Source organism: Profundibacterium mesophilum KAUST100406-0324, from assembly GCF_009835145.1.
Lineage (GTDB): Bacteria > Pseudomonadota > Alphaproteobacteria > Rhodobacterales > Rhodobacteraceae > Profundibacterium > Profundibacterium mesophilum.
This window is the reverse complement of record NZ_APKE01000004.1, coordinates 22,315-46,162: the sequence shown is the minus strand read 5'-3', so window position 1 is coordinate 46,162 and position 23,848 is coordinate 22,315. Positions and strand designations below refer to the sequence as shown.

The following is a 23,848-nucleotide window of genomic DNA, read 5'->3' as shown; positions in this document are numbered from 1 at the left end:
CCGCCGCGCGGCGCTCAGCCCTCCTGGCGAACTGGGTCAGGCTGCGAGACGCCATGCGTGGTCTTGTCCCAGAAGAAGGGCAGGAAGATCGCTTCGACCAGGGTCTTGGTCAGGGCGAGCGTCGCCATCGCGAAATAGACCGGCAACAGAAGCACGAAGGGCAGCAGCCGCAGATGCCCGCCCATGGCCATCGCGATGATCTGCGCGGCGGCGCCGACGAAAGCCGCGCCCAAAAGCACCGCGAGGATCGCCTCGCGGCCGGCCTCGCCAAGCGCCGCCTCCCAAGGGTGCCAGCCGCCGGGCAGCAGAAGCCAGAAGCTCCACAGGAATGGCGTGAGCAGGAACCCCAGCAGGGTGCCGGCGAAGAGAAGCTGCACGCCGGCGAAGCGCCAGGCGCCCATGTCATGCCAGAGCCGGGCGGGATTGCGCATGTGCACGGCATAGGTCATCGCGTATCCCTTCAACCAGCGCGAGCGTTGCCTGATCCACGGAAGGGCCCTGACCGGGGCCTCCTCGAGGGTGACGCTGTCGAGGATGTCGACATCGAAGCCGTAACGGGACAGCCTGATGCCCAGATCGGCGTCCTCGGTGACGTTATGGGCATCCCAGCGGCCGAGAGCCTCGAGCGCGCGGCGCCTGAAATAGACCGTGGTGCCGCCGAGCGGGATCGCAAGGCGCAAGGCGCGCAGGCCCGGCAGGACGATCCTGAACCACAGGGCATATTCGATCACGAAGCAGCGCGAAATCCAGCTTGCACGGGCATTGTAGAAGTTCAGCCCGCCTTGCAGGCAGGCCGTCTCCGGGGGAGCCGCGGCGAATTGCGCGGCCACGCGCAGAAGCTGGTCTGGCGGGGGCGCGTCCTCCGCGTCGAGAATCCCGACGATCTCGCCGTCGCAGAAATCGAGCGCGTAATTCATCGCGCGCGGCTTGGTGCGGATGGTGCCCGGGGGCACCGTGACCACGCGTGCCCAGCGCGGAAAAGGAGCGCGGTCAAGCGCCGCGCGCGTCGCGAAATCGCCCGCCTCGACGATCAGGCACAGATCGATCAACTCGGCGGGATAGTCGAGCGCCATGATCCTGCGGCCCAGCGCATCCACGATTCCGATCTCGTCGAAAAGCGGAACGAGCAGGGAGATGCGGGGAAGGGGCGCGGGCACCGGTGCGCCGTGCGCGGTGCGGCACATCGCGCGCGCCGCGCCGATGCCGGCCACCGTGGCGAGAAAGACGGTATTGATCAGCAGGACGGCGAGGGCGGCCACGGTCATGACGGTGAAGACCTCCACCGGCCGGAAAAGCGCGATGACGGCCGCTGCGGGCACCGCGCAGGCGGCCGCGGCGATTATCACGCGGGCCCGCGTGCCGCGGCAGCTCTCGCGCGGGGCCGTGGCACGCTCGGCTTCGGCGACCAGGGCGTGGGACTTGATGGCCGTCAGGGCGGTCCGCTGCTGGCTCTGGGTGGTGACCGCCATCAGGATCGGTCCTGCCCGCATCTCGATCCCGCGGCGCAACTGCTCGAAAAGTTCGGGCCGCGCGCTGGCGATCAGCATCGCGCCGCCCATCCTGCCGATCGGGATCAGACCGTTCTGCAGGCAAAAGGTCGGACCCAGCCTCTCGAGCGCGGTCGGTTGGGCATGGAACGCGGTCGCATCGACGTAGAGCGCCCCGTATTGGCGCGCCAGGACCTTGTAGAACGCGATTTCCTCCACCAGCCCGTGCGCCATGAGGATATGTCCGATCGGGGCCTTGTGCTGACGTTGCCGCGCCAGGGCCCAATCGCAGTCGCGCGGCTTGAGCAGCCCCGCCGCAACGAGCATTTCCCCGATCGATCGCCGCGGCCCGCTCTCCCTCACGGCGGGGGCGCCGCCTTGCGGACGCATGGCCAGATTCTGCCCGATGACTGCCATCGCCAACCCCGCTGCAATGCCGTGACCGAGGCTAAGCCGGCTTGGTTAATGCAAGGTTAACGAGCGAGGGCAGATCCCCCGGATCGCGCAGACGGAACAGGGAAAGCGCCGCGGCGCCGATGGATCAGGCCGCGTCGGTCATCGCCTTCGAGAAACGCTCGAAGAGGTAATAGCTGTCCTGCGGCCCGGGGCTTGCCTCGGGGTGGTATTGCACCGACCAGACCGGCCGGTCGGCGAGCCTGATCCCGCAATTCGATCCGTCGAAGAGCGAGACGTGGGTCTCCCGCACACCGCTCGGGAGCGATTGGCTGTCGACGGTGAAGCCATGGTTCATCGAGGTGATCTCGACCTTGCCCGTATCCACATCCTTGACCGGGTGGTTGGCCCCGTGGTGGCCGTGGTTCATCTTGACCGTCCTGGCGCCGAGCGACAGGGCCAGAAGCTGGTGCCCAAGGCACACGCCGAAAACCGGAAGCCGCGTGTCGCGCAGGATCTGCTGGATCATCGGCACGGCATATTCGCCGGTCGCGGCCGGATCGCCGGGACCGTTCGACAGGAACAGGCCTTGCGGATCATGCGCCAGCACATCCTCGGCCGTCGCGCTCGCCGGCAGGACGGTCACGTCGCACCCCGCGGAGGCGAGGCTGCGCAGGATGTTGCGCTTGGCGCCGTAATCGACGGCGACGACGCGGTGGCCCGGCGTGCTGCGCCGCACATGGCCCTCGGGCCATGACCACAGCATCTCGTCCCAGCGGTAGGATTGCGAACAGGTCACGTTCTTGGCCAGGTCGAGCCCTTCGAGGCCGGGAAAGCCGCGGGCCGCTGCGACCAGCGCCTCGATGTCGAAATTGCCGTCCGGATCGTGGGCCATGGCGACATGCGGCGCGCCCTGCTGGCGAATCGCGCGGGTCAGGCGCCGCGTGTCGATCCCGCCGATCCCGATGCGGCCGCGGCGGGCCAGCCACGCGCCGAGCGCATCCGTGGCGCGCCAGTTGCTCGGCTCGGTCGGGTCCCATTTCACGATCATCCCGTCCGCGACCGGATCGGAGGTCTCGTCATCCTCGGGCGTCACCCCGGTATTGCCGATATGGGGGAAGGTGAAGGTCACGATCTGCCCCGCATAGGAGGGATCGGTCATGATCTCCTGGTAGCCGGTCATCGCGGTGTTGAAGCACAGCTCGGCCACCGTCTGGCCCGTAGCGCCGAACCCGCGTCCGTAGAACACGCTCCCGTCGGCGAGGGCGAGGCAGGCGGTCGGAGCGGTGCGGTGTGCGGCTGGCATGACAGGCTTTCCGGTTGGGCGGCGAGGGCCGCCAAGGCAAATCTGGCGCAATCTAGGGAAGTCGACAAATACGGTCAAGGCCCACCGGCGGTGCCCGTGGGCGGTGCCGCGGCAGTTGTCACGGCAGGGGCGCTGGGCTACCGTGCCCCGCTTGCGCAATACAGGATGGACAGGCAGGATCATGGATCTCAGAACGCGCCTTTCGGCGGCCCTCAAGGAAGCGATGAAGGAAAAGCGCAAGGATCGCCTGTCGACCCTGCGCCTTGTCAACGCGGCGATCAAGGACCGCGACATCGCGCTGCGCGGGAGCGAGGAAAGCAGCGAGACCGGCGTCAGCGATGCCGAGATCCGCGGCATCCTCGGCAAGATGGTCAAGCAGCGGCAGGAAAGCGCCCGTGCCTACGAGGAGGGCGGGCGGCTCGAACTGGCGGCGCGCGAGATCGAGGAGATCACGGTGATCGAGGAGTTCCTTCCCCGCAGGCTTTCCGAGGAGGAGGTCGACAAGGCGATCGCGGCGTCGATCGAGCGGACCGGCGCCAGCTCGATCCGCGACATGGGCCGCGTCATGGGCGAGCTGAAGGAGCGCTATACCGGACAGATCGATTTCGGCCTCGTCGGGCCGAAGGTGAAGCAGCGCCTCACCTGACCGCGATCGCCGCCGGCACCCCGAATTTCAGGGGGCCGGTGGGCCCTGCATCCCTTATCTCAGGCGCCATGCGCCCCTTCGGCAAGGCGGGAGACGAAGGCCAGGATCTCCTCCACCGGCTTGCCCTCGGCCATTTCCGACACGATTGCCGAACCCACGACGCAGCCATCGGCGGCGGCGGCCATCTCGCGGGCCGCCTCGGGGGTCCTGATCCCGAAGCCGATGACCACCGGAAGGTCGGTGCGGGCCTTGATCCGCGCCACTTCCGGCGCGACCTCGGGCGCCTTGGGCGCGGCGCTGCCGGTGATGCCGGTGATCGAGACGTAATAGACGAAGCCGCTTGTATTGGTCAGCACCGTCGGCAGGCGCGCGTCATCGGTCGTGGGCGTGGCGAGACGGATGAAGTTCAGCCCCGCCTCCTGCGCGGGCAGGCACAGCTCGTGATCCTCCTCGGGCGGCAGATCGACGATGATCAGCCCGTCGATCCCGGCCTGCTTGGCATCGTGGAGGAACTTGTCGACGCCGCGCGAATAGATCGGGTTGTAATAACCCATCAGAACGAGCGGCGTGGTGCTGTCCTCGGCACGGAACTCGCGGGCGAGCTGAAGCGTCTTCTGAAGCGTCATCCCGGCTTCGAGGGCACGTTGCCCGGCAAGCTGTATCGTGCCGCCATCGGCCATCGGGTCGGTGAAGGGCAGGCCAAGCTCGATGATGTCCACGCCCGCTCCCGGAAGACCCTTCACCAGCTGCAGGCTCCGCGCGTAATCCGGATCGCCCGCCATCACGTAGGCGACGAAGGCGCGGCGTCCCTCGCTGCGAAGGGCGGCGAATGTATCGTCGATCCGGGTCATGGCATTCTCCCTAGAGGCATCCTTTCGTGTTGCAACAGGCGGGGGGGATGTTCAATGGCAGAAGGGATCCTATCTATGGGTGCATGAATTATGTACTCGCCCTGTTGCTCCCGCCCTTGTCGATCCTGCTCACGGGTCGGCCGATCCTGTCCATCATCGTTTTCCTGATCTGGCTGCCGGCCATCCTGATCAGCGGCGGCCTGGGCCATCCGATCTTCATATTGCTGGCCTGGATCCTGATCTACCAGACGCATGCGGACCGCCGCGCCCGCTAGCCCTCCTTGACGATCCGCCCTGCCAGACCCCATATGCCGCGATCGGATACGGGAAAGGACGCGGCATGGGTTTCAAGATGGGTATCGTCGGGATGCCGAACGTGGGCAAGTCGACGCTGTTCAACGCGCTCACGCGCACTGCGGCGGCTCAGGCGGCGAATTTCCCGTTCTGCACCATCGAGCCGAATGTGGGCGAGGTGGCGGTGCCGGATGCGCGGCTCGACCGTCTGGCGGGTATCGCCAAGTCCAAGCAGGTCATTCCTACCAGGATGACCTTCGTGGACATCGCGGGATTGGTGAAGGGCGCGAGCCAGGGAGAAGGCCTCGGCAACCAGTTCTTGGCCAATATCCGCGAATGCGATGCGATCGCCCATGTTCTGCGCTGCTTCGAGGATGGTGACGTGACCCATGTCGAGGGGCGCGTTGACCCGATCGCCGATGCCGAGACGATCGAGACGGAGCTGATGCTTGCCGATCTCGACAGTATCGAGCGGCGCCTCCAGGGCCTGACGCGCAAGGTGCGCGGGGGTGACAAGGAGGCGATTCAGCACGAACGCTTGCTCAAGGCGGCGCAGGCGGCGCTCGAGGAAGGGCGACCGGCCCGCGTGGTCGAGATCGATCCCGACGACATGAAGGGCTGGAAGATGCTTCAGCTGCTAACGTCGAAGCCGATCCTGTATGTCTGCAACGTGTCGGAGGGCGACGCGGCCACGGGCAACGCGCAATCGGAGCGGGTCGCGCAGATGGCCGCCGAGCAGGGCGCGGGCACTGTCGTGATCTCGGCGCAGATCGAGGAAGAGATCGCCCAGCTCGACAAGGACGAAGCGGAGATGTTCCTTGGCGAGATGGGGCTCGAGGAGCCCGGCCTCGACCGCCTGATCCGCGCGGGATACGAGCTTTTGGGATTGCAGACCTATTTCACGGTCGGGCCCAAGGAGGCGCGCGCCTGGACCATCCGCGAGGGCACGCTGGCACCGCAGGCCGCAGGGGTCATCCATGGGGATTTCGAACGGGGTTTTATCCGTGCCGAGACGATCGCCTATGACGATTTTACCGCGCTGGGCGGAGAGCAGGGTGCCAAGGATGCGGGAAAGATGCGTGTCGAGGGAAAAAGCTACCTCGTAAAGGACGGCGACGTGCTGCACTTCCTCTTCAACGCCTGAGCCTTGGGGCGCGCCCTTCGAATGCGCTCCGCGCGGGAGGTATTTGAGCGAAGCTGAAAAGGGCGCGCACCGTTTCCTTCAGCTTCGTGAAAATACCTTTGCCGGGCGGTAGAAGTCGCGCGCCCTGCGGGATCAATCGGACAGGGTGGCCAGCGTGCGGACAGCCTGTTCCAGATCACCCCTGAACCGCGCCGTGGCCTCGGCGCGCGCCGCCGGCTCGGGAATGCGCAGAAGGTAGCTCGGGTGCACCGTCAACAGGACCGGTATGCCCTGCGGGCCGGGCTCGATCGCTCCTTGCCGCTTGGTGATGCCCTTTCCCGTCCCCGTCAGGCTCGCGGCCGCGGTCGCGCCCATGGCGACGATCAGTTTGGGCCGGACGATTCGCAATTCGGCATCGAGCCACCACTTGCAGGCGCGGACCTCGCCGGCGTCGGGGCGCGCGTGGATGCGCCTCTTTCCGCGCGGGGTGAACTTGAAGTGCTTCACCGCATTCGTGACGAAGGCACGGTCGCGATCGAGGCCGGCCTCGGCCGCCACGGTGTCGAACAGCTGTCCGGCGGGCCCGACGAAGGGGCGCCCTTCGAGGTCCTCCCGGTCGCCGGGCTGCTCGCCGACGATCATCATGGTGGCATCCTGCGGTCCGCTTCCCGGAACGACCTGCGTGGCATTCGCATGGAGGGGGCAGCGCCGGCAGGCGGCCTCGGCGCGCGACAGTGCGTCCAGCGTATCGGGCTGATCGGAGCTTTCCTCCGCCGGGGGGCGGGCATCCGCGGCGGCATCCAGGATGCGATGGCTGCGCAGGGGCGGGAGCGTCGGAGCCGCGTCCTGCATGGCGCGTGCGCGCTGCTCGGCATTGGCGATCAGGTCGGGAATGGAGGCGGTTTCGGGCATGTTCTTCCAGTACTTCTTCGGCATCTCGGCCTGCATCGCCTTGATCTTCAATCTGGCCGGATTGAAAATGTTCCTGAAATACGTGGTCCAGAGCGCCTCTGTGGCATCATCGGGATGATCGGGCCGGGCGCTGCCTGGCGCGATATCGACCCGCCCGCTCTCGAAGCTGATACAGGCCTGCGGCGTGGCGATGATCCAGTCCATGTCACCGAACCTGCGCGCGAAGAACGGGGCAAGGGGTTCGGCGATATGGTGATCGGGTTCGAACCAGGCACCGAACCTGCGCCGGCCGGGGGTCTTCCGCTCGATCTCGCGAAACCGCACGAACGCCTTCATCTTGTGCTTGTCGCGCGTGACCTGCTTCTCGGCCGCGCGCAGGCGGGCAAGCGCGGGGTCGCCGCGATCCTCCATCAGGCCAGCCGTTCGGCGCAGCCTGTGAAGAAGCGCGTAGAGCTGCGCGAAACGTTCGGGATCGCTGTGCCAGACCACGTTCGAGGCCAGCTCGACGAAGCTGCGCGGCACCGTCATCGCCGCCTGCGGGATCTCCTGCGGGAGGGGGGTGCCGGTGAAGAGGCCGGACGGCTCCGCGCCGAAGGTCCAGAGCATGTCCTGCGGTTCGATCCCGAGGGTGAGCCCGCGGCGCGCGGCGTCGCGCCAAGCCGCGAGCGTGCCGATCGGGGGCATATGGGCGACATGGAGCATCGCGTGCTCTAGAACAGGCTCAGCTGCTCGGGCGGGGGCGCGAAACGCGCGCGCAGGCTCTCGCTGTCGATCAGCGCGTCCGGTGACCAGCCGGCGGCGGTTATGAAGCTCTTCGCCTTCTTTAGGGAGGCCCCGAGCCGTGTCAGGTCCTCGTAGCGCAGCGCGCGGTGGCGCCGGGTGCCGAGGATGCGGTTCACCGTCTTCACGCCGAAGCCGGGCACCCTGAGCAGCATCTCGCGGGGCGCGGTGTTCACGTCGACCGGGAAGTGATGCCGGTTGTTCAGCGCCCAGGCAAGTTTCGGATCGATATGCAGATCGAGATTGCCGTCCTTCGTCCCCGAGGTGATGTCGTGGAGATCGAAGCCGTAGAACCGCAAGAGCCAGTCCGCCTGGTAGAGGCGATGCTCGCGCTCGAGCGGAGGGCGCACGAGGGGCAGTTTCGCGGTCGCGTCGGGGATCGGGGAGAAGGCCGAGTAATAGACCCGCTTCAATCCATAGCTGGCATAGAGCCGGGTCGAATTGCCAAGGATCGTGGTGTCATTCGCCCCGTCGGCGCCGACGATCATCTGCGTCGACTGGCCGGCCGGCGCGAAACGCGGCGCGCGGCGCCCGGTATGGCTCTTCTCGGTCGCGGCCTCGCGGCGCATGCGCACATCCGCCATCGCCTTGCGGATCGTGGCAGGATCCTTCTCGGGGGCGAAGCTCTTCACCGCCTCGTCGGTCGGAAGCTCGACATTGATCGAAACCCTGTCCGCCAGGAGGCCCGCCTCGGCGATCAGGTCCGCGGAGGCGTCGGGGATCGTCTTGAGATGGATGTAGCCCCTGAAATTATGCTCCTTGCGCAGCGAGCGCGCGATCTGGACCATGTCGCTCATCGTGGCATCGGGAGAGCGGATGATGCCCGAGCTCAGGAACAGCCCCTCGATATAGTTCCGGCGATAGAATTCCAGTGTCAGCTCGACCACTTCCTCGGGCGTGAAGCGTGCGCGCCGCACGTTGGACGACACCCTGTTCACGCAATAGGCGCAGTCATAGATGCAGAAATTCGTCATCAGGATCTTCAGCAGGCTGATGCATCGGCCATCCGGCGCATAGGCGTGACAGATCCCCGAGCCCTCGTTGCTCCCGAGGCCCTTGCCGTCGCGACTGTCGCGCCTCGTGCTGCCGCTCGAGGCACAGGAAGCGTCGTATTTCGCCGCGTCCGACAGGATCGCGAGCTTCTCGTTCAGGGTCATTTTGCTCATGGGTTCATAATATGTTCCAAACGCCGCGAAACAAGGATCTGCGGCAAAACGCGCGGCGCAAGCGACCCCCGTCACACCCCGTCATCCACTGGACATTCGGCGCAATTTCCTGCATCAAATACCGCGTGCACGCAATGGCAGGAAAGAACGCAGTAGTTTGCAGGATTTTTCACAGTCATTCCTCTCGGCTCTGTGGTTGATCCTTTCGGGGGATGGGGACCTGTGGGCGATCGTCATCCTCTCCTTGCAGGTCTCTCTGGGGGCCGTGGTGATCGCGGCGGCGATCGGGATGCCGCTCGGGGCCTGGCTTGCCGTGTCGCGCCCGCCGGGACGCCGCGCGATCATCACCGTGCTCAACGCGTTGATGGGATTGCCGCCGGTGGTGGTCGGCCTCGCGCTCTACCTTCTGCTTTCCCGCGCAGGTCCGCTGGGTCCGCTCGAGCTTCTCTACACGCCGACCGCGATGATCGCCGCGCAGGCCGTCCTCGTCACGCCGATCATCGCCGCGCTGAGCCGCAGCGCGCTGGAAGGCCTGTGGGACGAATACGCAGAGCAGCTCACCTCCCTTGGCCAGAGCCGCCTCGGTGCGATCCCGACCCTCATCAGGGACGGGCGCGCCGCGCTCATCACCGCCGCCCTCGCGGGGTTCGGGCGGGCCATCGCCGAGGTCGGCGCGGTCCTCATCGTCGGCGGGAACATCAATCATGCGACACGCGTGATGACCACGACGATCGCGCTCGAGACATCCAAGGGCAATCTCGATCTCGCCCTCGCGCTGGGCAGCGTCCTCATCCTCATCGCCCTGCTGGTGAATGTCGCCGTGAGTATCGTGGGGCGCGACGGCGCGTCCCCGTCGGGCCCGTCCGCGTCTGGCACGGGGCCGCAGATGGCGGGGGCGCGATGAACGCGGCGGTGCGCCACGAAGCCCTGACGCCGGGCGGCGAGGCGTTCCGTGCCCGGTTGCGCGTGCGCGGGTTGCGCAAGTCGGCCGGCGGCGTCCTGCGCATTTCCATCGACGAGCTCGGCCTTGCCCCCGGCGGCGTCACCATGGTGCTGGGTGCAAATGGCGCGGGCAAGAGCCTGCTGCTGCGGCTGCTGCACGGACTCGTTCTTCCCGACGAGGGCACCATCGCCGCGCCGCCGGGCGTGCAGTCGATGGTGTTCCAGCGTCCGGTCCTGCTGCGCAGGTCGGTCTTCGCCAATCTCGACTTCGCGCTGAAGATCGCGGGGATCGGCCGTGCCGAACGGCATCGCTCGGTGCGCGAGCTTCTTTCGCGGCACGGCTTCGGGGATCGCGCGGGCCAGCCGGCGCGAAGCCTCTCGGGCGGCGAGCAGCAGCGGCTCGCGATGATCCGGGCGCTCAGCGTGTCGCCGGCCATCCTCTTTCTCGACGAGCCGAGCGCCAGCCTCGATCCCGCGGCCACCTCCTCCATCGAGGCGCTGATCCGGTCCGCCGCGCGGCAGGGGACGAAGGTGGTCATGGTCACCCATGATCCCGGCCAGGCCCGCCGGCTCGGAGACGAGGTTCTGCTCCTGCATCGCGGCCGTATCGCCGAACAGGGCCCGGCGGCGGAGTTCTTCGCCGGCCCGGTCTCGGGCGCCGGGCGGGCCTATCTCGATGGTTCTCTTTACCTCGATCCGTGAAAGGATATTCACCATGATCAAACTTATCGCCCTTTGCGCTGGCGTGAGCGGGGCGCTTGCCGCGGGCCTGCCAGCACCGCTTGCCGCAGAGCCGCGCGCAATCACCGTGCAATCGACCACCTCGACACAGAATTCGGGACTGTTCGACGGGATCCTGCCGCAGTTCACGCAAGAGACCGGCATCCCGGTGCGGGTGGTCGCCGTGGGCACGGGCCAAGCCATCCGCAACGCCGCGAACGGTGACGGCGACGTGCTCCTTGTCCATGCCAAGCCGGACGAGGAGGCTTTCGTCGAGGCGGGCTTCGGTCTCGAGCGGCGCGACGTGATGTATAACGACTTCGTCCTCGTGGGACCGGGCGACGATTCCGCGGGGGTCCGCGCCGCCGTCGATGCGCCCGCCGCCCTGCAGGCGATCGCGCAAGCCGGGGCGCCCTTCGCCTCGCGCGGGGATGACAGCGGCACGCACAAGGCCGAGCGCGCCCTGTGGGCGGCCGCCGGAGAGGAGCCGGGCCGCGCGGCGCAGGCGTGGTACCGCGAGACGGGGCAGGGCATGGGCGCGACGCTCAACATCGCGGCGGGGATGGAGGCCTATGCCTTGACCGACAGGGCGACCTGGATCGCCTTCGGCAACAAGGGTCCGCTCGAGATCGTCTTCGAGGGCGATCCGGCGCTCTTCAACCAATACGGCGTTATCCTGGTCAATCCCGAGCGGCATCCCTTCGTTCACGCCGAAGAGGGACAGGCCTTCATCGATTGGCTGACCGGCCCCCGCGGACAAGCCGCGATCGCGGCATTCCGCGCGAATGGAGAGCAGGTCTTCTTCCCCAATGCCGGCTGAGCCGGGCGACCATCAGGGGGCGGGGCTGTTCCAGACGATCTGCCCCGCACCGCTGACATCGTAGCCGCCCATGCGCGCCGCACGCTGGGCGAAGCGTTCGGTGCGCAGGAAATCGAGAAGGCGGCGCAGCGGGGGATCGAAGGCGGCGCTGCGCCACAAGCACAGATCGAAGCGCTCGCGCAGCAGCGGCACGAAATCGAGGCCGGCCTGCGCGGCGACGCTGGCGAGGCCAAGGCCCGCATCCGCGGCGCCCTCGCCGATCATCGTGGCGATGTCGGCCTCGGTGCGCGCCGGGCTTGCCGGGCCTGCAAGGTCATGCGGCGCGATGCCGGCGCCCTTCAGCAACCTCTCGAGCAGCGATGCGCTGGCCGCGCTCGGCTGCCGGCGCGCCACGCGTCGTCCCGCCAGGGCGGCGATACCGTCGATGCCATGCGGATTGCCGGGCGCCACCAGAAGGCCCCGCATTCGCCAGGCGAATTCGACCAGGGCGACGGGGCGGGTCGACAGGCGCGCCGCGCAGGCTTCCACGTTCCAGCCGGCGGGCGCGGCGTCATCCACCGCCTTGCCCTCGATATGCAGGCCGGCGGCCAGGGCGGCGCGCCCGGCGAGCCGGTCGAGCCCGTCATGGCTTCCGTCGAAATAGGCCGCGAGGGTGCTGCCGCTTTCGCGCAGGGCCCAGTCGAGCAGCGGATCATGACTGCCGGCCACGATGGCGGGAAGGGGCGGCGGCAGGTCGGGACCCGAGCGCGCCGCGGCGATCCACGTCTCGATCCTGTCGCGCGGAAAGAGAAGCTTGCCGACGAGACGCACGCAGGGCACTTCGCCCTGCGCCGCGAGATCGTAGATCTTCCGCTCGCTCAGGCGCAGCAGCGCCGCGAGCTCCTTGGTGGTCAGGTGGTCGGGGGCCGACCCCTCAGTCAAGCCTGACGTCCGGCCCGCTGTATTTCTCGGATGCGGCGAAGCCGGTCTCGTCGAGGATCATGGGGGCGAGGACGACGGTCGCGGCGAGGACGACCATGGCGGCCAGAAAGGATTTCATCTTCTACTCCTGGGGTTCGGTGGCACGGCGCAGATAGGCGACGAGATCGGCGCGGTCCTGCGCGCCGGTGATGCGCTGCATCGGCATCTTGGTGCCGGGGACGTAATGGTCGGGGCCCTCGTCGAAGAGCGCGTCGATCGTGGTTTCGTCCCAGATGATCTGCGCGCCGTCGAGGGCGGAGGAATACGTGTAATCTTCGAGACTGCCGGCGCGGCGGCCGAAAAGTCCGTAGAGGGAGGGCCCGGCGCGCCGCGCGGTTCCGGGCGTCAGCGTGTGGCAGATGGAGCATTTGCGCGCGAATTGCCGCTCGCCGTTCTCCATCGTCTCCGGCGCCGCGAGGAAGCTTTGCCCGCCATCCTCGATCGGGGCGAAATCGCCCATCGTGTCGAGTGGCCATGCATAGACCGCGGGCTCGAGGCCAGCGGCGAGGATGTCGCTGCCATCGGCGGAGAAGTCGAGCGCCCAGATCGGGCCGCGCTCGGTCGCGCGGAAATCCTTCTCGATGCGCCAGTCGGCGGTCGAGATGACCATGATGTAGCCCTCGCCATCGCCGGCCGCGATCCGGCTCCCATTCGTGTCGCGGGCAAGGGCGAGGATGGGGCGCCGCTCCAGCGTGAAATCGGCGATCTGCGCGCCGGTGGCCGGGTCGATCACCCGCGTCGCGCCATCCACCGTGCCATAGGCCAGCCAGCTTTCGTCCGGGGCCAGGATCAGCTTGTTGATGCCGAACCCGTTCTCGAGCAGCGTGCGGCTCGCGCCCGTCTCGATGTCCCAATGGCGCAGGGTGCCGTCGGCCCCGGCGGAAAGGAGCGTCCTGCCGTCATCGGCGAAGACCACGGCATTGACGCCGCTCGCATGGCCGGTGAAGCTCCGCGGCTCTTGCGTCTCGTCCGCGCCGAGCGGCCAGAGGCCGATGCTGCCGTCCCAGCTGGCCGAGGCGAGATGGGTGCCATCGGGCGAGACCGCCAGATCGGTGACCTTTCCCGCATGCGCCCCCAGGCGGCGCGGCACGGTCCCCTCCCAGAGCAGGATGTCGAAATCATCGCTTCCCGAGGCCATCCGTTCATCGGGGAGGAAGGTGACGACGTTCACCGCCGCGCGGTGCCCGTCCCGCCAATCTGGGGTCATGCCGGACCAGAGGCCGACCGCGTTGTCGAAGCTCGCCGTTGCGAGCCGTCCGTCCTTGGCCACGGTGATATCCATCACCGGACCGCCATGACCTTGATAGGTGCGGAATTCCCCGGCGGCGGCAAGCGCGGGAACGCTTGCCGCCAGGAGCAGGCAAAGAGCGCGGCGCATGGGCCGTCTCACTCGGCGGGGGCGGTGCCGGCGGAAGAGCCCGACGGCGCCTTGTTCTTGGCCTCGAGCTCCTCGACCCAGAGGTCATGGTGCTCGCGTGCCCATTGCAGTTCCACGTCGCCGCGGCCCATCGCGTCGAAGGCGCCCTCCATGCCGACCGTGCCGAGATAGATATGGGCGAGGATGACGGCCATGAAGACGAAGCCGACGATGCCGTGCCACAGCTGGCTGAGCTGCATCTCTTCCTGCGGGGCAAGCTCGGCGGGAAGCGGTCCGGCCCCCACGAGACCCGGCAGGCCCGTTTCGTTGATCAGACCGAAGGTCTTGGCGAACATCGGCAGCTCGAAGGGGAAGAGCAGCGACAGGCCCGATGCCGAGATCGAGACGCCGAGGATGATGACCGCCCAGAAGATCATCTTCTGCCCGGCATTGAACTTGCGCGCATGGGCGTGGCCACCGAAGATGCCGCCCCCCTTGGCCAGCCATTTCACGTCCGTCCAGGTCGGGATGTTGTGCACGACCCAGAGCACGAAGACGAGGACGAGGGCCACCATGAAGGCCCAGGAGATGTTGTTGTGGACCCACTTGGAGGCGGCCGCGGCCCCCGCGAAGGCCTCGCGGCCGAAGACCGGGATCAGGAACTGACGTCCGAAGAGGGTGATCAGGCCGGTGATGCCGAGCACCAGGAAGGAGCCGGCGAGCATCCAGTGGGCGAACCGCTCGTAGAAGGCGAAGCGGGGCAGGCGGATGCCGGTCGTGGGGCCGTCGATCCGGATGCGGCCACGCAGCAGCAGGAAGAGCGCGAGCGCCACGACGGTGCCGACCAGCAGCCAGCCGCCCCAGACCAGAAGCGGGCCACGGCGGAAATCGAGCCAGCTCATGCCGCCATCCTGCACGAGGACGCGGGCCGCGGGGCCGTGATTGGAGGCACGCACATCGGCCTCGTTGTAACGCAGGTCGCGCCACATTTCGGCATCCGACGTGCCGCCACGGGTGCCGAGCGGGCCGTCGATGCTGCCGACCGGCCCCCGATTGTCCTCGTTGCCACCCATGTCGATCCGGCGGTCCTCGACCGGCTCGCCGCGCTGACGCCGCAGGATGTCCTCGAGCGTCTGCGCGCCGCCCGTGGAGCTGCGGTCGACTGGAGCGGCAACCGCGTCATCGGTTGTCTGGGTGGTCTGCGCGATGGCGACCGGGCCGGCGAGAAGGCCGGCGAGCAATGTTACGAGCAGTAGGAGGCGTGTCATGTCAGGTCCCATCGTGTTCCGACGGCTGCAGGGCGCAGCGCTCGGAAGAAATTATATGCGCAAACCGGCAGCGGGGCAAAGGCCACGCGTGCCTTGTGAAGCGGTTGTGACGACGCGGCACCGCCATTTCCGCGGTGGGGCCTGCCTGCGCAGGCCCCGTGCCCGGCGCCCGAGGTGTCGCGCAGGCGCGCACGCCGGCGTGGCCGGCCCCCGGGCCGTGCGGATCAGTCGCGGGTCTCGCCAAGCAGGCGGAAGAGGTCCCAGATCGCGAGCGCGAGCGTGACGCCGATCACGAGCGCGAGGTCGAGCCGCGGCACTTCGAACACGAGGATACCGAGATAGCCGGCCACGCACAGGAAGCCGAAAATGGTAACGAGGCGTTGGATCATCATGAGCCCTCCTGCTGCCGGGTGACGAAATCCTCCATCAGCCACCGCGCCGTGCGAAGCAGGCGCGCATCGTCGCCGCGACGGCCGACGAGCTGGATCCCGAGCGGCAGTCCGGTCTCGGTCTCGAAGAGGGGAAGGGTGACGGCCGGGGTCCCGCACAGGGTCCAGAGCCCGTTGTAGATGGCATCGCCTGTGGAGCCGAAACCTTCGGGCGCGGGGCCCGGCGTCGCGGGCATCACGATGGCGTCGCAGCGCTCGAAGATCTCGTCCAGCCCGCCATTGAGCACGGCGCGCCAGTCGAGTGCCGAGAGATAGTCGCGCGCGAGCATCTCGCGCCCCTGCCGCATGGCAGCGGCAAGCTCGTCGGAGAAATGCTCGGCGCCGCGCTTCTCGTAGGCATAGAAGCTCTTGGCCATCTCGGCATGATTGATCCGCGCGCGGATCCGCGCCGCCTCGGCGAACATCCCGGGCAGGGCGATCTCGAAGGCCAGGTCACCCAGCATTTCGGTCAGGGACGCGAAGGCCTCGGACATCTGAGGATCGGGCTCGCGGCCCGGAAGGGTGGACAGCATCGCCAGGGTCGGGGTGACAGGAGGCTTCGAGGATGCGACCTGGACAAGCCGCGGGGCGGGGCCATGCGCGGTCGTCCGGTCATCGGGATCGTGGCCGTAGAGCACTTCCGCCAGCATCGCGGCATCGCCGACGGAGCGTGCGAAGACGCCCGGCGTGTCGAGGAAAGGGGACTGCGCGAGGATGCCGCTGCGCCCGATGGCGCCATAGCTGGGCTTGAAGCCGACGCAGCCGCAGAATGCCGCCGGACGGATCACCGAGCCGCCCGTTTGCGTGCCAACGGCGAAGGGCACCATGCCGCAGGCCACCGCCGCCGCGGAGCCGGCCGAAGAGCCGCCGGGCGTGTGGCCGGGCGCGGCGGGATTGGTCGTCCTGGCGGGATGCAGGAAGGCAAGCTCGGTGGTGACGGTCTTGCCCATGATGATCGCGCCGGCGCTGCGCAGGCGGGCGACGAGGCCCGCATCCTTCGACGGTACGCGGCCCTTGTCGAGCTCGGTCCCGTTCTCGCAAGGCATCCCGGCGACATCGATGATGTCCTTGATGCCGACGGGCAGCCCGTGCAGGGGGCCGGTCGGCCGCCCGGTGCGCCGCTGCGCATCGGCGCGCCCGGCCTGCGCCATCACGTCGTCGCTGTCGAGATGGGCCCATGCTTGGACCTCGGGCTCGCGCCCCGCGATCTGCGAGAGGAAGGCGCCGCTGACCTCCTCGGCCCGCAAGGCGCCGCCCTCGAGGCGGGTGGCGAGCTCGGCGGCGCCGAGCTCGATCAGCGGCAGGCGGTTGCGCGTCTCAGTTGCCATAGAACACGCCGGGCAGGTGATAGACGATCTGCGGGAAGATGTAGACGATCGCCATCGACAGGAACACCATCGCGAGGAACGGCATGATCCCCTTGAAGATCTGCGTCAGCTTCACCTCCGGTGGCGCGATTCCCTTCAGATAGTATGCCGACATGGCCATTGGCGGTGTCAGGAACGAGGTCTGCAGGTTCAGCGCGACGAGGATGCCGAAGAAGAGCGGATCGACATCGAACATGGGAAGCAATGGCAGGAAGATCGGCACGAAGATGATGATGATCTCAGACCATTCGAGCGGCCAGCCGAGCAGGAAGATGATCAGCTGCGCCAGCAGCAGGAATTGCAGCGGCGTCAGGTCGAGGCCGGAGACGAATTCCGAGATCAGGTGCTCGCCGCCCAGGTAGGAGAAGACCGAACTGAAGGTGTAGGAGCCGACGAAGAGCCAGCAGACCATCGCCGTGGTGCGCACCGTGAGATAGACGCTTTCGCGCAGGCGCTGGAAGCTCATGGCGCGGTAGGCGACGGCGAGGACCATGCCGCCGAGCGCGCCGATCGCCGCCGCTTCGGTCGGGGTCGCGAGACCGAAGAGGATCGAGCCGAGCACCGACAGGATCAGCACCGCGAGCGGGAAGAACGAGGTGAAGAGCATCCACAGCAGCGTGCCCAGCTTGACGGACGGGACCTCCTCCTCGGTGGGGCGGGGGGCGACCGAAGGCTGCAGGATCGCGCGCCCGATGACATAGGTCAGGTAGAGCCCGACCAGGAGCAGGCCCGGCAGTAGCGCCGCGGCGTAAAGCCGGACGATCGACACGCCCGAGGCCGCGGCATAGACGATCAGCATGATCGAGGGCGGGATCAGGATGCCCAGCGTGCCGCCGGCGCAGATGATGCCCGAGGCGAAGGAGGGCTCGTAGCGGGCCTTGAGCATGGCGGGCAGCGCGAGAAGGCCCATGAGGGTCACCACGGCGCCGACGATGCCGGTGGCGGTGGCGAAGAGCGCGCAGGTCACGAGCGCGGCCACGCCCATCGAGCCGGGGACGTTCTTGGCGGCGATGTTGAGGGTGGAGAAGAGGCGGTCGACGATATTCGCCCGCTCCACGATGTAGCCCATGAAGAGGAAGAGCGGCACCGCGGTCAGGACCTCGTTGCTCATCACCGTGTAGGTCTGGTTGATGAAGAGGTCGAAGATGCGGTTGTTGTAGAAACCCTCGATCCAGAGGGATGTGCTCTCCCACCAGCTCGCGGTCTCGTCGAGACGATCGAAGCCGCGCCACATGCGCCCTGCGTCGAAATAGGCGAAATAGCCGAAGAAGATGCCGAGCGCCATCAGGGTGAAGGCGATGGGGAAGCCGAGAAAGACGAGCCCGATGAAGAGGGCAAGCATCGACAGGGCTACTTGAGGATCAGTCACGAGGTTCGCTCCGATGGCTGACTGGGAAGACGGCGCCGTGGCCCGCTTCCGTTATTTCATGTCCGGGTGCTCGCCGACGGTGGCGTTCTTCACCGCGAGGGCTTCGGTCTCTTCGACGTCTTCGGCAGCCTGCAGCCAGTATCCGTCGCGGATGCACAGGATACAGCGGAAGATCTGGGCGATGCCCTGGATCGCCAGCAGCAATCCCGCGGCCACGATGACGCTCTTGAACTGGTAGATCGGGATGCCCGCCGGGCTGTTGACGCTGACTTCGCCGTAACCCCAGGAGCGGGAGGCGTATTTCCAGCCCGAGAAGACGAGCGCGAGTACGCCGGGGAAGAAGAAGAGGGCATAGAGGACCAGGTCGACCGTCGCCTGCATGCGAGGGCGCCACAGGCGGTAGAGGAAGTCGCCGCGCACATGCCCGCCGCGCGACAGGGTATAGGCGCCGCCCATCATGAACAGCGTGCCGTACATGATGAAGGAGACGTCAAGCGACCACGGTGTCGGGCTGTTGAGCACGTAGCGCACGAAGACCTCGTAGCTCACGCCGAAGGTCATCAGGATGATCAGCCAGCCGAAGGCCTTGCCGAAGGCGGCCGAGAGGCCGTCGGCGAATGTGATGAAGGTTTTCATTGCGCTTTCCTCCGAAAGAATGGCCGCTCCCGGCTCCGGGAGCGGCCGTCGTTCTCGTACCGGGCGGGGCTCAGAGCTTGAGCTTGCCGGGGAAGTAATGCTCGTAGGCGAGCGCGTAATCGGGCGAGTTCATCAGGTTGTAGAAGGTGACCCGCTCGACCCATTCACGCTGGCTGTCGAGGACCTTCTTCATGTAGGGATCCTGCTCGAGCTCGGGGATCAGCTTGTCCCAACCTTCCAGCTCGGCGTTCAGGATGTCTGTGGAGGTGCGGTGCACCGTGACGCCCTGCTCCTGGATCTTCTGCAGGTCCGAGGAGTAGTTGTCCATCGCCGCGGCGGTGTTGGAGGTGGAGGCCGCCTCGACCGAGTGCCGCAGGATCGCCTGCAGGTCGGGCTCGAGATCTTCCATGAAGGACCGGTTGAACAGGAACTCGAAGGCCTCGGATGCCTGGTGATAGGACGACAGGTAGTAGTTCTTGGCCACGTCGGGCGCACCGAAGCGCAGGTCCGAGGAGGGGTTGTTGAACTCGAACGCGTCGATCACGCCGCGCTCCATCGCGGGGACGATCTCGCCGCCGGGAAGCTGGGCCACGGACATGCCGATGCCCTGCATCAGGTCGGCGGCAAGGCCCACGGTACGGTACTTGAAGCCGTTCAGGTCGGCCGCGGTGTTGACCTCTTCCTTGAACCAGCCGAGCGGCTGCGCGGGCATCGGGAAGCCCAGCAGGCCGATGACGTCGAGGCCCATGTTGTCCTGGATCAGCTCGCGGAACAGCTCCTCGCCGCCCCCGGCATAGAACCACGCCAGCATCGTGTCGCCCGAGCCGCCGAAGACGGGGCCGGTGCCGAAGAGCGAGGCGGCCTTGTTCTTGCCGTACCAGTATGCGGACACCGAGTGCGAGGCGTCGATCAGGCCGTCATTCACGGCATCGAGCACCTGGAACGCCGCGACGACGGCGCCGGCGGGCAGCAGGTCGATCTTGAGGCGGCCGCCGGACATGGCTTCGACACGGTCGACATACTGCTTGGCGAATTCCATCCAGATGTCGGAGGCGGGCCAGGACGTCTGCATCTTCATGACGATCGGGCTTTGCGCCAGAACCGCGGGAGCCGCGAGCGCGGCACCGGTAGCAACGCCGCCCGCGAGGGCACCCTTGCTCAGAAAGGACCGGCGCGACAGGCGCGCGGTTTTGGTATCCATCGTCATAGTATCCTCCCAGATATCACTTCACGACATGCGGCACGGGAGGCACGCTTCCGGGCTCCCGCGATCCGCATCTGACGCGGCGTGCGCCCGCTCACGGGTTGCCGCATATGCGGGAGGGTGCCGAGATTAGTTACCCGATGTCAACTGACGGGATCTCAAAATTGCTCGGCTGTATACAATTTTTGAACGATTGCGCTATCAGCTTGCAACGGGGGCACCGACCGCAAGTGGATCCATGTCCCGCCGGACCGCGGACGCTGCCGCATGCAGCGAATCCCTGTCTGAAAGAGCAGGCGCCGGAAGGCTCGATGAGCCGCCATCATTACTGACATGGAGAAGGGGGATGGTGGAGCCTAGCGGGATCGAACCGCTGACCTCCTGCATGCCATGCAGGCGCTCTCCCAGCTGAGCTAAGGCCCCATCCGGTGGCGATCCGTCGTCCGACCGCCTGTGATCGCGTCACTAAGGGATGGCGGGATGGGGTTCAAGCGAAAAACCGTCCGCCCCGCCAAACTTTTCACACGCTCAGCTGTCGTCATCCGAAGAGGAGACATCGGCGATATCGTCGAGGGAAACATTGTCCTCGTCATCGTCATCGTCGAGCACGTCATCGCCCAGATCGACATCGTTGCCGTCATCCTCGTCGTCGTCTTCGAGGACGACTTCCTCATCCTCGACCTGGTCCTTCTTCACGGCATCCTTGTCGGCCTTGTCGGCCACCATCGTGCGCGAACCCTTGCCGGTATCGAGCGCGACCACCTCGCCGGTATAGGGGCTGACGATCGGCGAACGGCCGAGGTCGTAGAACCGCTTTCCGGTGGTCGGGCAGACACGTTTGGTGCCCCATTCTTCCTTGGGCATGAAAGATCCTCTTTCTGACAGGCATCTGGTGAATCGGTGCCAAGTGCCACAGCCCCCATTCGCTGTCAAAGCCTTTCCGATCTGGCGTGGCGGCGTGGCGCATCCTAAGATCGCGCCGCCGAGCCGAGGAGTGAGCGATGGAAGAGGCGGTCCTGCCCGGCGATCCCCCGATCGCCATGGTGCTGCGCCGCTCGGCGCGGGCCAAGCGCATCTGCCTGCGCGTCTCGGCGCTGGATGGGCGGGTGACGCTCACGCTGCCGCCCGCGGTGACGCTCGCCCAGGGGATGGCCTTCGCGCGCGCGCGTGACGGCTGGATCAGGCGGCATGCGGGCGGTGGCCATGAACCCCTCGCGGCCCGTGTCGGCGCGCGCATCCCGGTGCTGGGCCGCGAACGGCTGGTGCGCCGGGCCGATCTGCTCCGCCCATGCCTCACGCAGACCGAGATCCTGCTGCCGCCGCATGGCCCACAGGGGCCGTGGATCGCCGCCCTTCTCAAGGAGGAGGCGCGGCGCGCCCTGCACGAGGCGAGCCTGCGCCATGCCGCCGCCGCGCGGCGCGACTTCACCGCGATCACCCTGCGCGACACGCGCAGCCGCTGGGGCTCGTGCAGCTCCGAGGGACGGCTCATGTATTCCTGGCGGTTGATCCTCGCGCCTTGCGAGGTGCTCGATTACGTCGCAGCCCACGAGGTGGCCCACCTGGTGCATATGGACCATTCGGCGCGCTTCTGGGCAGAGGTCGAGCGGCTGCTGCCGGGCCATGCTCCCGCCCGCGCATGGTTGCGCGCCAACGGCGCCACGCTTCACCGCTGGCGCTTCGATGATTGACCGCATGCGCCCCGGGGCCGCAGGATGCACGCCATGTTGATGCAGAACAGACCCGCCGATGCCGGCGCCGCCCATGACCGGGTCTACCGTGCGCTGCGCACGCAGATCATGCATGGCGACATCGCGCCCGGCACCAGCCTGACGCTCAGGGGGCTGGCGGCGCGCCATGGCGTGTCGATGACGCCCGCCCGCGAGGCGGTCCGGCGGCTCGTGGCCGAAGGGGCGCTGACGACCTCGGCCTCCGGGCGGGTGACGACGCCGGAGCTTTCGGCCGAGCGTATCGAGGAGCTGGCCGCCCTGCGCGCCCTGATCGAGGTGGAGCTGGCGAGCCGGGCCCTGCCACGCGCGCATCTCGCGCTGATCGACAGGATGCACGCGCTGAACACGTCGATCGCAGGGGTGATCGAGAGCGGCGACGCGGTGGGCTATATCCGGCTCAACCTTGAGTTCCACCGCATGCTGTATTTGCGGGCACAGGCGCCGGCGATGCTGGCCATGGCCGAGACCGTCTGGCTGCAGCTCGGGCCGACGATGCGTGCCCTTTACGGACGGCTCGGGCGCACCGGCGTGCCGTCCGGACACCGGATGATCGTCGCCGCGCTGCGGGCGGGTGACGAGCCGGGGCTGCGCCTTGCCGTGCGCACCGATGTGACCCACGGGCTGCGCATGCTGGTGGGATAAGGTGGCGGGCACCCAAAAGGGTACCCGCCGGCCGTGTCAGGCGTGGATTGCGCCGTCACCGCAGGCAAGCGCCGCCTCGCGCACCGCCTCGCTATAGGTCGGGTGGGCGTGGCAGGTCAGGGCGATGTCCTGAGCGCTCGCACCGAATTCCATTGCCACGCAGATCTCGTGGATCAGATCGCCCGCCATCGGCCCGATGATATGCGCGCCAAGGATCCGGTCGCTCTTGGCATCCACGATGATCTTCACGAAGCCATCGGCCGCGAAGTTGGCCTTGGCCCGGCCATTGCCCATGAACATGAACTTGCCGGCCTTGTAGGCGCGCCCCTCGGTCTTCAGCGCCTCTTCGGTCATTCCGACGCTGGCCACTTCGGGATGGGTATAGACCACGCCGGGGATCACGCCGTAATTCACATGCCCATGGCGCCCGGCAAGGGTCTCGGCCACCGCCATCCCCTCGTCCTCGGCCTTGTGGGCGAGCATCGGGCCGGCAATCGCGTCGCCGATCGCGTAGATCCCGTCCACCGAGGTCTTCCAGCCGGCATCGGTCTCGATCTGGCCGCGCTTGCTCAGCGCGACGCCGAGCGCCTCGAGCCCAAGCCCGTCGGTCTGGGGGCGCCGCCCCGTGGCGACGAGGACGGTATCGGCCTCGAGGCTGCCATCGCTGTCATCCTTGCGCATCTTGTAGGAGACGGTCGCCTTGCCGCCCGACACGTCCACGGACTGGACGGCCGCGCCCATCACGAACGTCATGCCTTGCTTCTTGAGCAGTTTCTGGAAGGTCTTCTGGATCTCGCCGTCCATTCCGGGCGTCACCGCGTCGAGATATTCGACGACCGTGACCTCGCTGCCGAGCCGGCGGTAGACCGACCCCATCTCGAGCCCGATCACCCCGGCGCCGATCACCACGAGGCGCTTGGGGATCTTGGAGAGGGCAAGCGCGCCGGTGGAGCTGACCACGGTCTTCTCGTCGATCTCGACACCGGGCAGGTCGGAGACCTGCGAGCCGGTGGCGATCACGATGTTCTTCGCCTCGTGCGTCTCTTCCCCGACCTTGACCTTGCCGGCCTCGGGTATGCTCGCCCAGCCCTTGATCCAATCGACCTTGTTCTTCTTGAACAGGAACTCGATGCCCTTGGTGTTCTGCCCGATGACGTCGTCCTTGTAGGACTGCATCTGCTTCCAGTCGACCGAGGGGGATTTGCCCTTCAGGCCCATGGCGGCGAAATTGTGCTCGGCCTCGTGCAGCATATGCGTGGCATGAAGCAGCGCCTTGGAGGGGATGCAGCCCACGTTGAGGCAGGTGCCGCCGAGGGTCTCGCGCCCTTCGACACAAGCGGTCTTCAGCCCGAGCTGGGCGCATTTGATGGCGCAGACATAGCCCCCGGGACCGGAGCCGATAACGATGACATCGTAGCTGGACATGGTATCTCCTTGCGAAATTCGG

Annotated in this window: 24 protein-coding genes and 1 tRNA gene; 8 read left to right on the top strand and 17 right to left on the bottom strand. The window is 67.2% G+C overall.

Going from position 1 to position 23,848, the window contains the following annotated elements; genetic code table 11:
• Positions 1-14: 14 nt before the first annotated feature.
• Positions 15-1,814 carry a glycosyltransferase family 2 protein gene (locus tag PMES_RS01465; protein WP_159963758.1) on the bottom strand — a complete coding sequence of 600 codons (1,800 nt, stop codon included), beginning with the start codon at positions 1,812-1,814 and terminating at the stop codon, positions 15-17.
• 214 nt (positions 1,815-2,028) lie between these two features.
• Positions 2,029-3,186 carry a glutamine-hydrolyzing carbamoyl-phosphate synthase small subunit gene (gene carA, locus PMES_RS01460; RefSeq protein WP_159963757.1) on the bottom strand — a complete coding sequence of 386 codons (1,158 nt, stop codon included), beginning with the start codon at positions 3,184-3,186 and terminating at the stop codon, positions 2,029-2,031.
• Between the two features lie 181 nt (positions 3,187-3,367).
• Here carA and PMES_RS01455 point away from each other — a divergent pair, with 181 nt between their 5' ends.
• Complete coding sequence (locus tag PMES_RS01455) at positions 3,368-3,832, top strand: GatB/YqeY domain-containing protein (protein ID WP_159963756.1); 465 nt, start codon at positions 3,368-3,370, stop codon at positions 3,830-3,832.
• A 59-nt stretch (positions 3,833-3,891) separates the two neighbouring features.
• Here PMES_RS01455 and trpA read toward each other — a convergent pair whose 3' ends face one another.
• A complete protein-coding gene (gene trpA, locus PMES_RS01450) occupies positions 3,892-4,683 on the bottom strand; it encodes a tryptophan synthase subunit alpha (RefSeq protein WP_159963755.1) in 792 nt (263 codons plus the stop codon).
• 83 nt (positions 4,684-4,766) lie between these two features.
• On the opposite strand from trpA, the gene PMES_RS01445 reads away from it, so the two are divergent.
• A complete protein-coding gene (locus tag PMES_RS01445; protein ID WP_159963779.1) occupies positions 4,767-4,958 on the top strand; it encodes a hypothetical protein in 192 nt (63 codons plus the stop codon).
• Positions 4,959-5,023: 65 nt separating this feature from the next.
• Complete coding sequence (gene ychF, locus PMES_RS01440) at positions 5,024-6,121, top strand: redox-regulated ATPase YchF (protein ID WP_159963754.1); 1,098 nt, start codon at positions 5,024-5,026, stop codon at positions 6,119-6,121.
• 132 nt (positions 6,122-6,253) lie between these two features.
• On the opposite strand, the gene PMES_RS01435 is transcribed toward ychF, so the two are convergent.
• Together PMES_RS01435 and PMES_RS01430 are read right to left on the bottom strand one after the other, a co-directional pair.
• A complete protein-coding gene (locus tag PMES_RS01435; protein WP_159963753.1) occupies positions 6,254-7,714 on the bottom strand; it encodes a UdgX family uracil-DNA binding protein in 1,461 nt (486 codons plus the stop codon).
• Positions 7,715-7,722: 8 nt separating this feature from the next.
• A complete protein-coding gene (locus tag PMES_RS01430) occupies positions 7,723-8,958 on the bottom strand; it encodes a putative DNA modification/repair radical SAM protein (RefSeq protein WP_159963752.1) in 1,236 nt (411 codons plus the stop codon).
• Between the two features lie 157 nt (positions 8,959-9,115).
• Here PMES_RS01430 and PMES_RS01425 point away from each other — a divergent pair, with 157 nt between their 5' ends.
• The 3 genes from PMES_RS01425 to PMES_RS01415 are packed head-to-tail and all read left to right on the top strand — an operon-like array spanning position 9,116 to position 11,440.
• A complete protein-coding gene (locus tag PMES_RS01425) occupies positions 9,116-9,862 on the top strand; it encodes an ABC transporter permease (protein ID WP_159963751.1) in 747 nt (248 codons plus the stop codon).
• Positions 9,859-10,602, top strand: coding sequence for an ATP-binding cassette domain-containing protein (locus tag PMES_RS01420; protein WP_159963750.1), 744 nt, complete (start codon positions 9,859-9,861; stop codon positions 10,600-10,602). Before PMES_RS01425 ends, PMES_RS01420 begins: the two co-directional genes overlap by 4 nt.
• A gap of 13 nt (positions 10,603-10,615) precedes the next feature.
• Positions 10,616-11,440: an ABC transporter substrate-binding protein gene (locus PMES_RS01415; RefSeq protein WP_159963749.1), complete on the top strand. Its 825-nt coding sequence runs from the start codon at positions 10,616-10,618 to the stop codon at positions 11,438-11,440.
• A 12-nt stretch (positions 11,441-11,452) separates the two neighbouring features.
• Here PMES_RS01415 and PMES_RS01410 read toward each other — a convergent pair whose 3' ends face one another.
• The 11 genes from PMES_RS01410 to PMES_RS01365 all read right to left on the bottom strand — a co-directional run bounded on the left by PMES_RS01410 (position 11,453) and on the right by PMES_RS01365 (position 20,893).
• On the bottom strand, positions 11,453-12,361 hold the full coding sequence (locus tag PMES_RS01410) for a substrate-binding domain-containing protein (RefSeq protein WP_159963748.1): 909 nt from the start codon (positions 12,359-12,361) through the stop codon (positions 11,453-11,455).
• Complete coding sequence (locus PMES_RS16805) at positions 12,354-12,479, bottom strand: hypothetical protein (protein ID WP_268892398.1); 126 nt, start codon at positions 12,477-12,479, stop codon at positions 12,354-12,356. The genes PMES_RS01410 and PMES_RS16805 overlap by 8 nt, the downstream gene beginning before the upstream one ends.
• Positions 12,480-12,482: 3 nt before the next feature.
• Entirely contained in the window at positions 12,483-13,778 is a 1,296-nt protein-coding gene (locus tag PMES_RS01405; protein ID WP_159963747.1) for a c-type cytochrome, read from the bottom strand.
• 8 nt (positions 13,779-13,786) lie between these two features.
• Entirely contained in the window at positions 13,787-15,025 is a 1,239-nt protein-coding gene (locus tag PMES_RS01400) for a formate dehydrogenase subunit gamma (protein ID WP_159963746.1), read from the bottom strand.
• A 224-nt stretch (positions 15,026-15,249) separates the two neighbouring features.
• Complete coding sequence (locus PMES_RS01395; RefSeq protein ID WP_159963745.1) at positions 15,250-15,417, bottom strand: hypothetical protein; 168 nt, start codon at positions 15,415-15,417, stop codon at positions 15,250-15,252.
• Positions 15,414-16,781, bottom strand: a complete 1,368-nt coding sequence (locus PMES_RS01390) for an amidase (RefSeq protein WP_159963744.1) — start codon at positions 16,779-16,781, stop codon at positions 15,414-15,416. Before PMES_RS01390 ends, PMES_RS01395 begins: the two co-directional genes overlap by 4 nt.
• Complete coding sequence (locus tag PMES_RS01385) at positions 16,771-18,189, bottom strand: TRAP transporter large permease (protein ID WP_159963743.1); 1,419 nt, start codon at positions 18,187-18,189, stop codon at positions 16,771-16,773. Before PMES_RS01385 ends, PMES_RS01390 begins: the two co-directional genes overlap by 11 nt.
• Before the next feature lie 51 nt (positions 18,190-18,240).
• A complete protein-coding gene (locus PMES_RS01380) occupies positions 18,241-18,825 on the bottom strand; it encodes a TRAP transporter small permease subunit (RefSeq protein WP_159963742.1) in 585 nt (194 codons plus the stop codon).
• Positions 18,826-18,895: 70 nt separating this feature from the next.
• Positions 18,896-20,026 carry a TRAP transporter substrate-binding protein gene (locus PMES_RS01375; protein ID WP_201288935.1) on the bottom strand — a complete coding sequence of 377 codons (1,131 nt, stop codon included), beginning with the start codon at positions 20,024-20,026 and terminating at the stop codon, positions 18,896-18,898.
• A gap of 350 nt (positions 20,027-20,376) precedes the next feature.
• A tRNA-Ala gene (locus PMES_RS01370) sits at positions 20,377-20,452 on the bottom strand.
• A 105-nt stretch (positions 20,453-20,557) separates the two neighbouring features.
• On the bottom strand, positions 20,558-20,893 hold the full coding sequence (locus tag PMES_RS01365; protein ID WP_159963740.1) for a TIGR02300 family protein: 336 nt from the start codon (positions 20,891-20,893) through the stop codon (positions 20,558-20,560).
• Positions 20,894-21,030: 137 nt separating this feature from the next.
• Here PMES_RS01365 and PMES_RS01360 point away from each other — a divergent pair, with 137 nt between their 5' ends.
• Positions 21,031-21,720 (top strand): M48 family metallopeptidase, encoded by a 690-nt coding sequence (locus PMES_RS01360; RefSeq protein ID WP_159963739.1) that lies wholly within the window; start codon positions 21,031-21,033, stop codon positions 21,718-21,720.
• A gap of 33 nt (positions 21,721-21,753) precedes the next feature.
• The gene (locus tag PMES_RS01355; RefSeq protein WP_159963738.1) at positions 21,754-22,401 is read left to right on the top strand and encodes a GntR family transcriptional regulator; all 648 of its coding nucleotides are present in this window, start codon (positions 21,754-21,756) and stop codon (positions 22,399-22,401) included.
• A gap of 36 nt (positions 22,402-22,437) precedes the next feature.
• On the opposite strand, the gene lpdA is transcribed toward PMES_RS01355, so the two are convergent.
• Positions 22,438-23,826 carry a dihydrolipoyl dehydrogenase gene (gene lpdA, locus PMES_RS01350; RefSeq protein WP_159963737.1) on the bottom strand — a complete coding sequence of 463 codons (1,389 nt, stop codon included), beginning with the start codon at positions 23,824-23,826 and terminating at the stop codon, positions 22,438-22,440.
• Between the last annotated feature and the right edge of the window lie 22 nt (positions 23,827-23,848).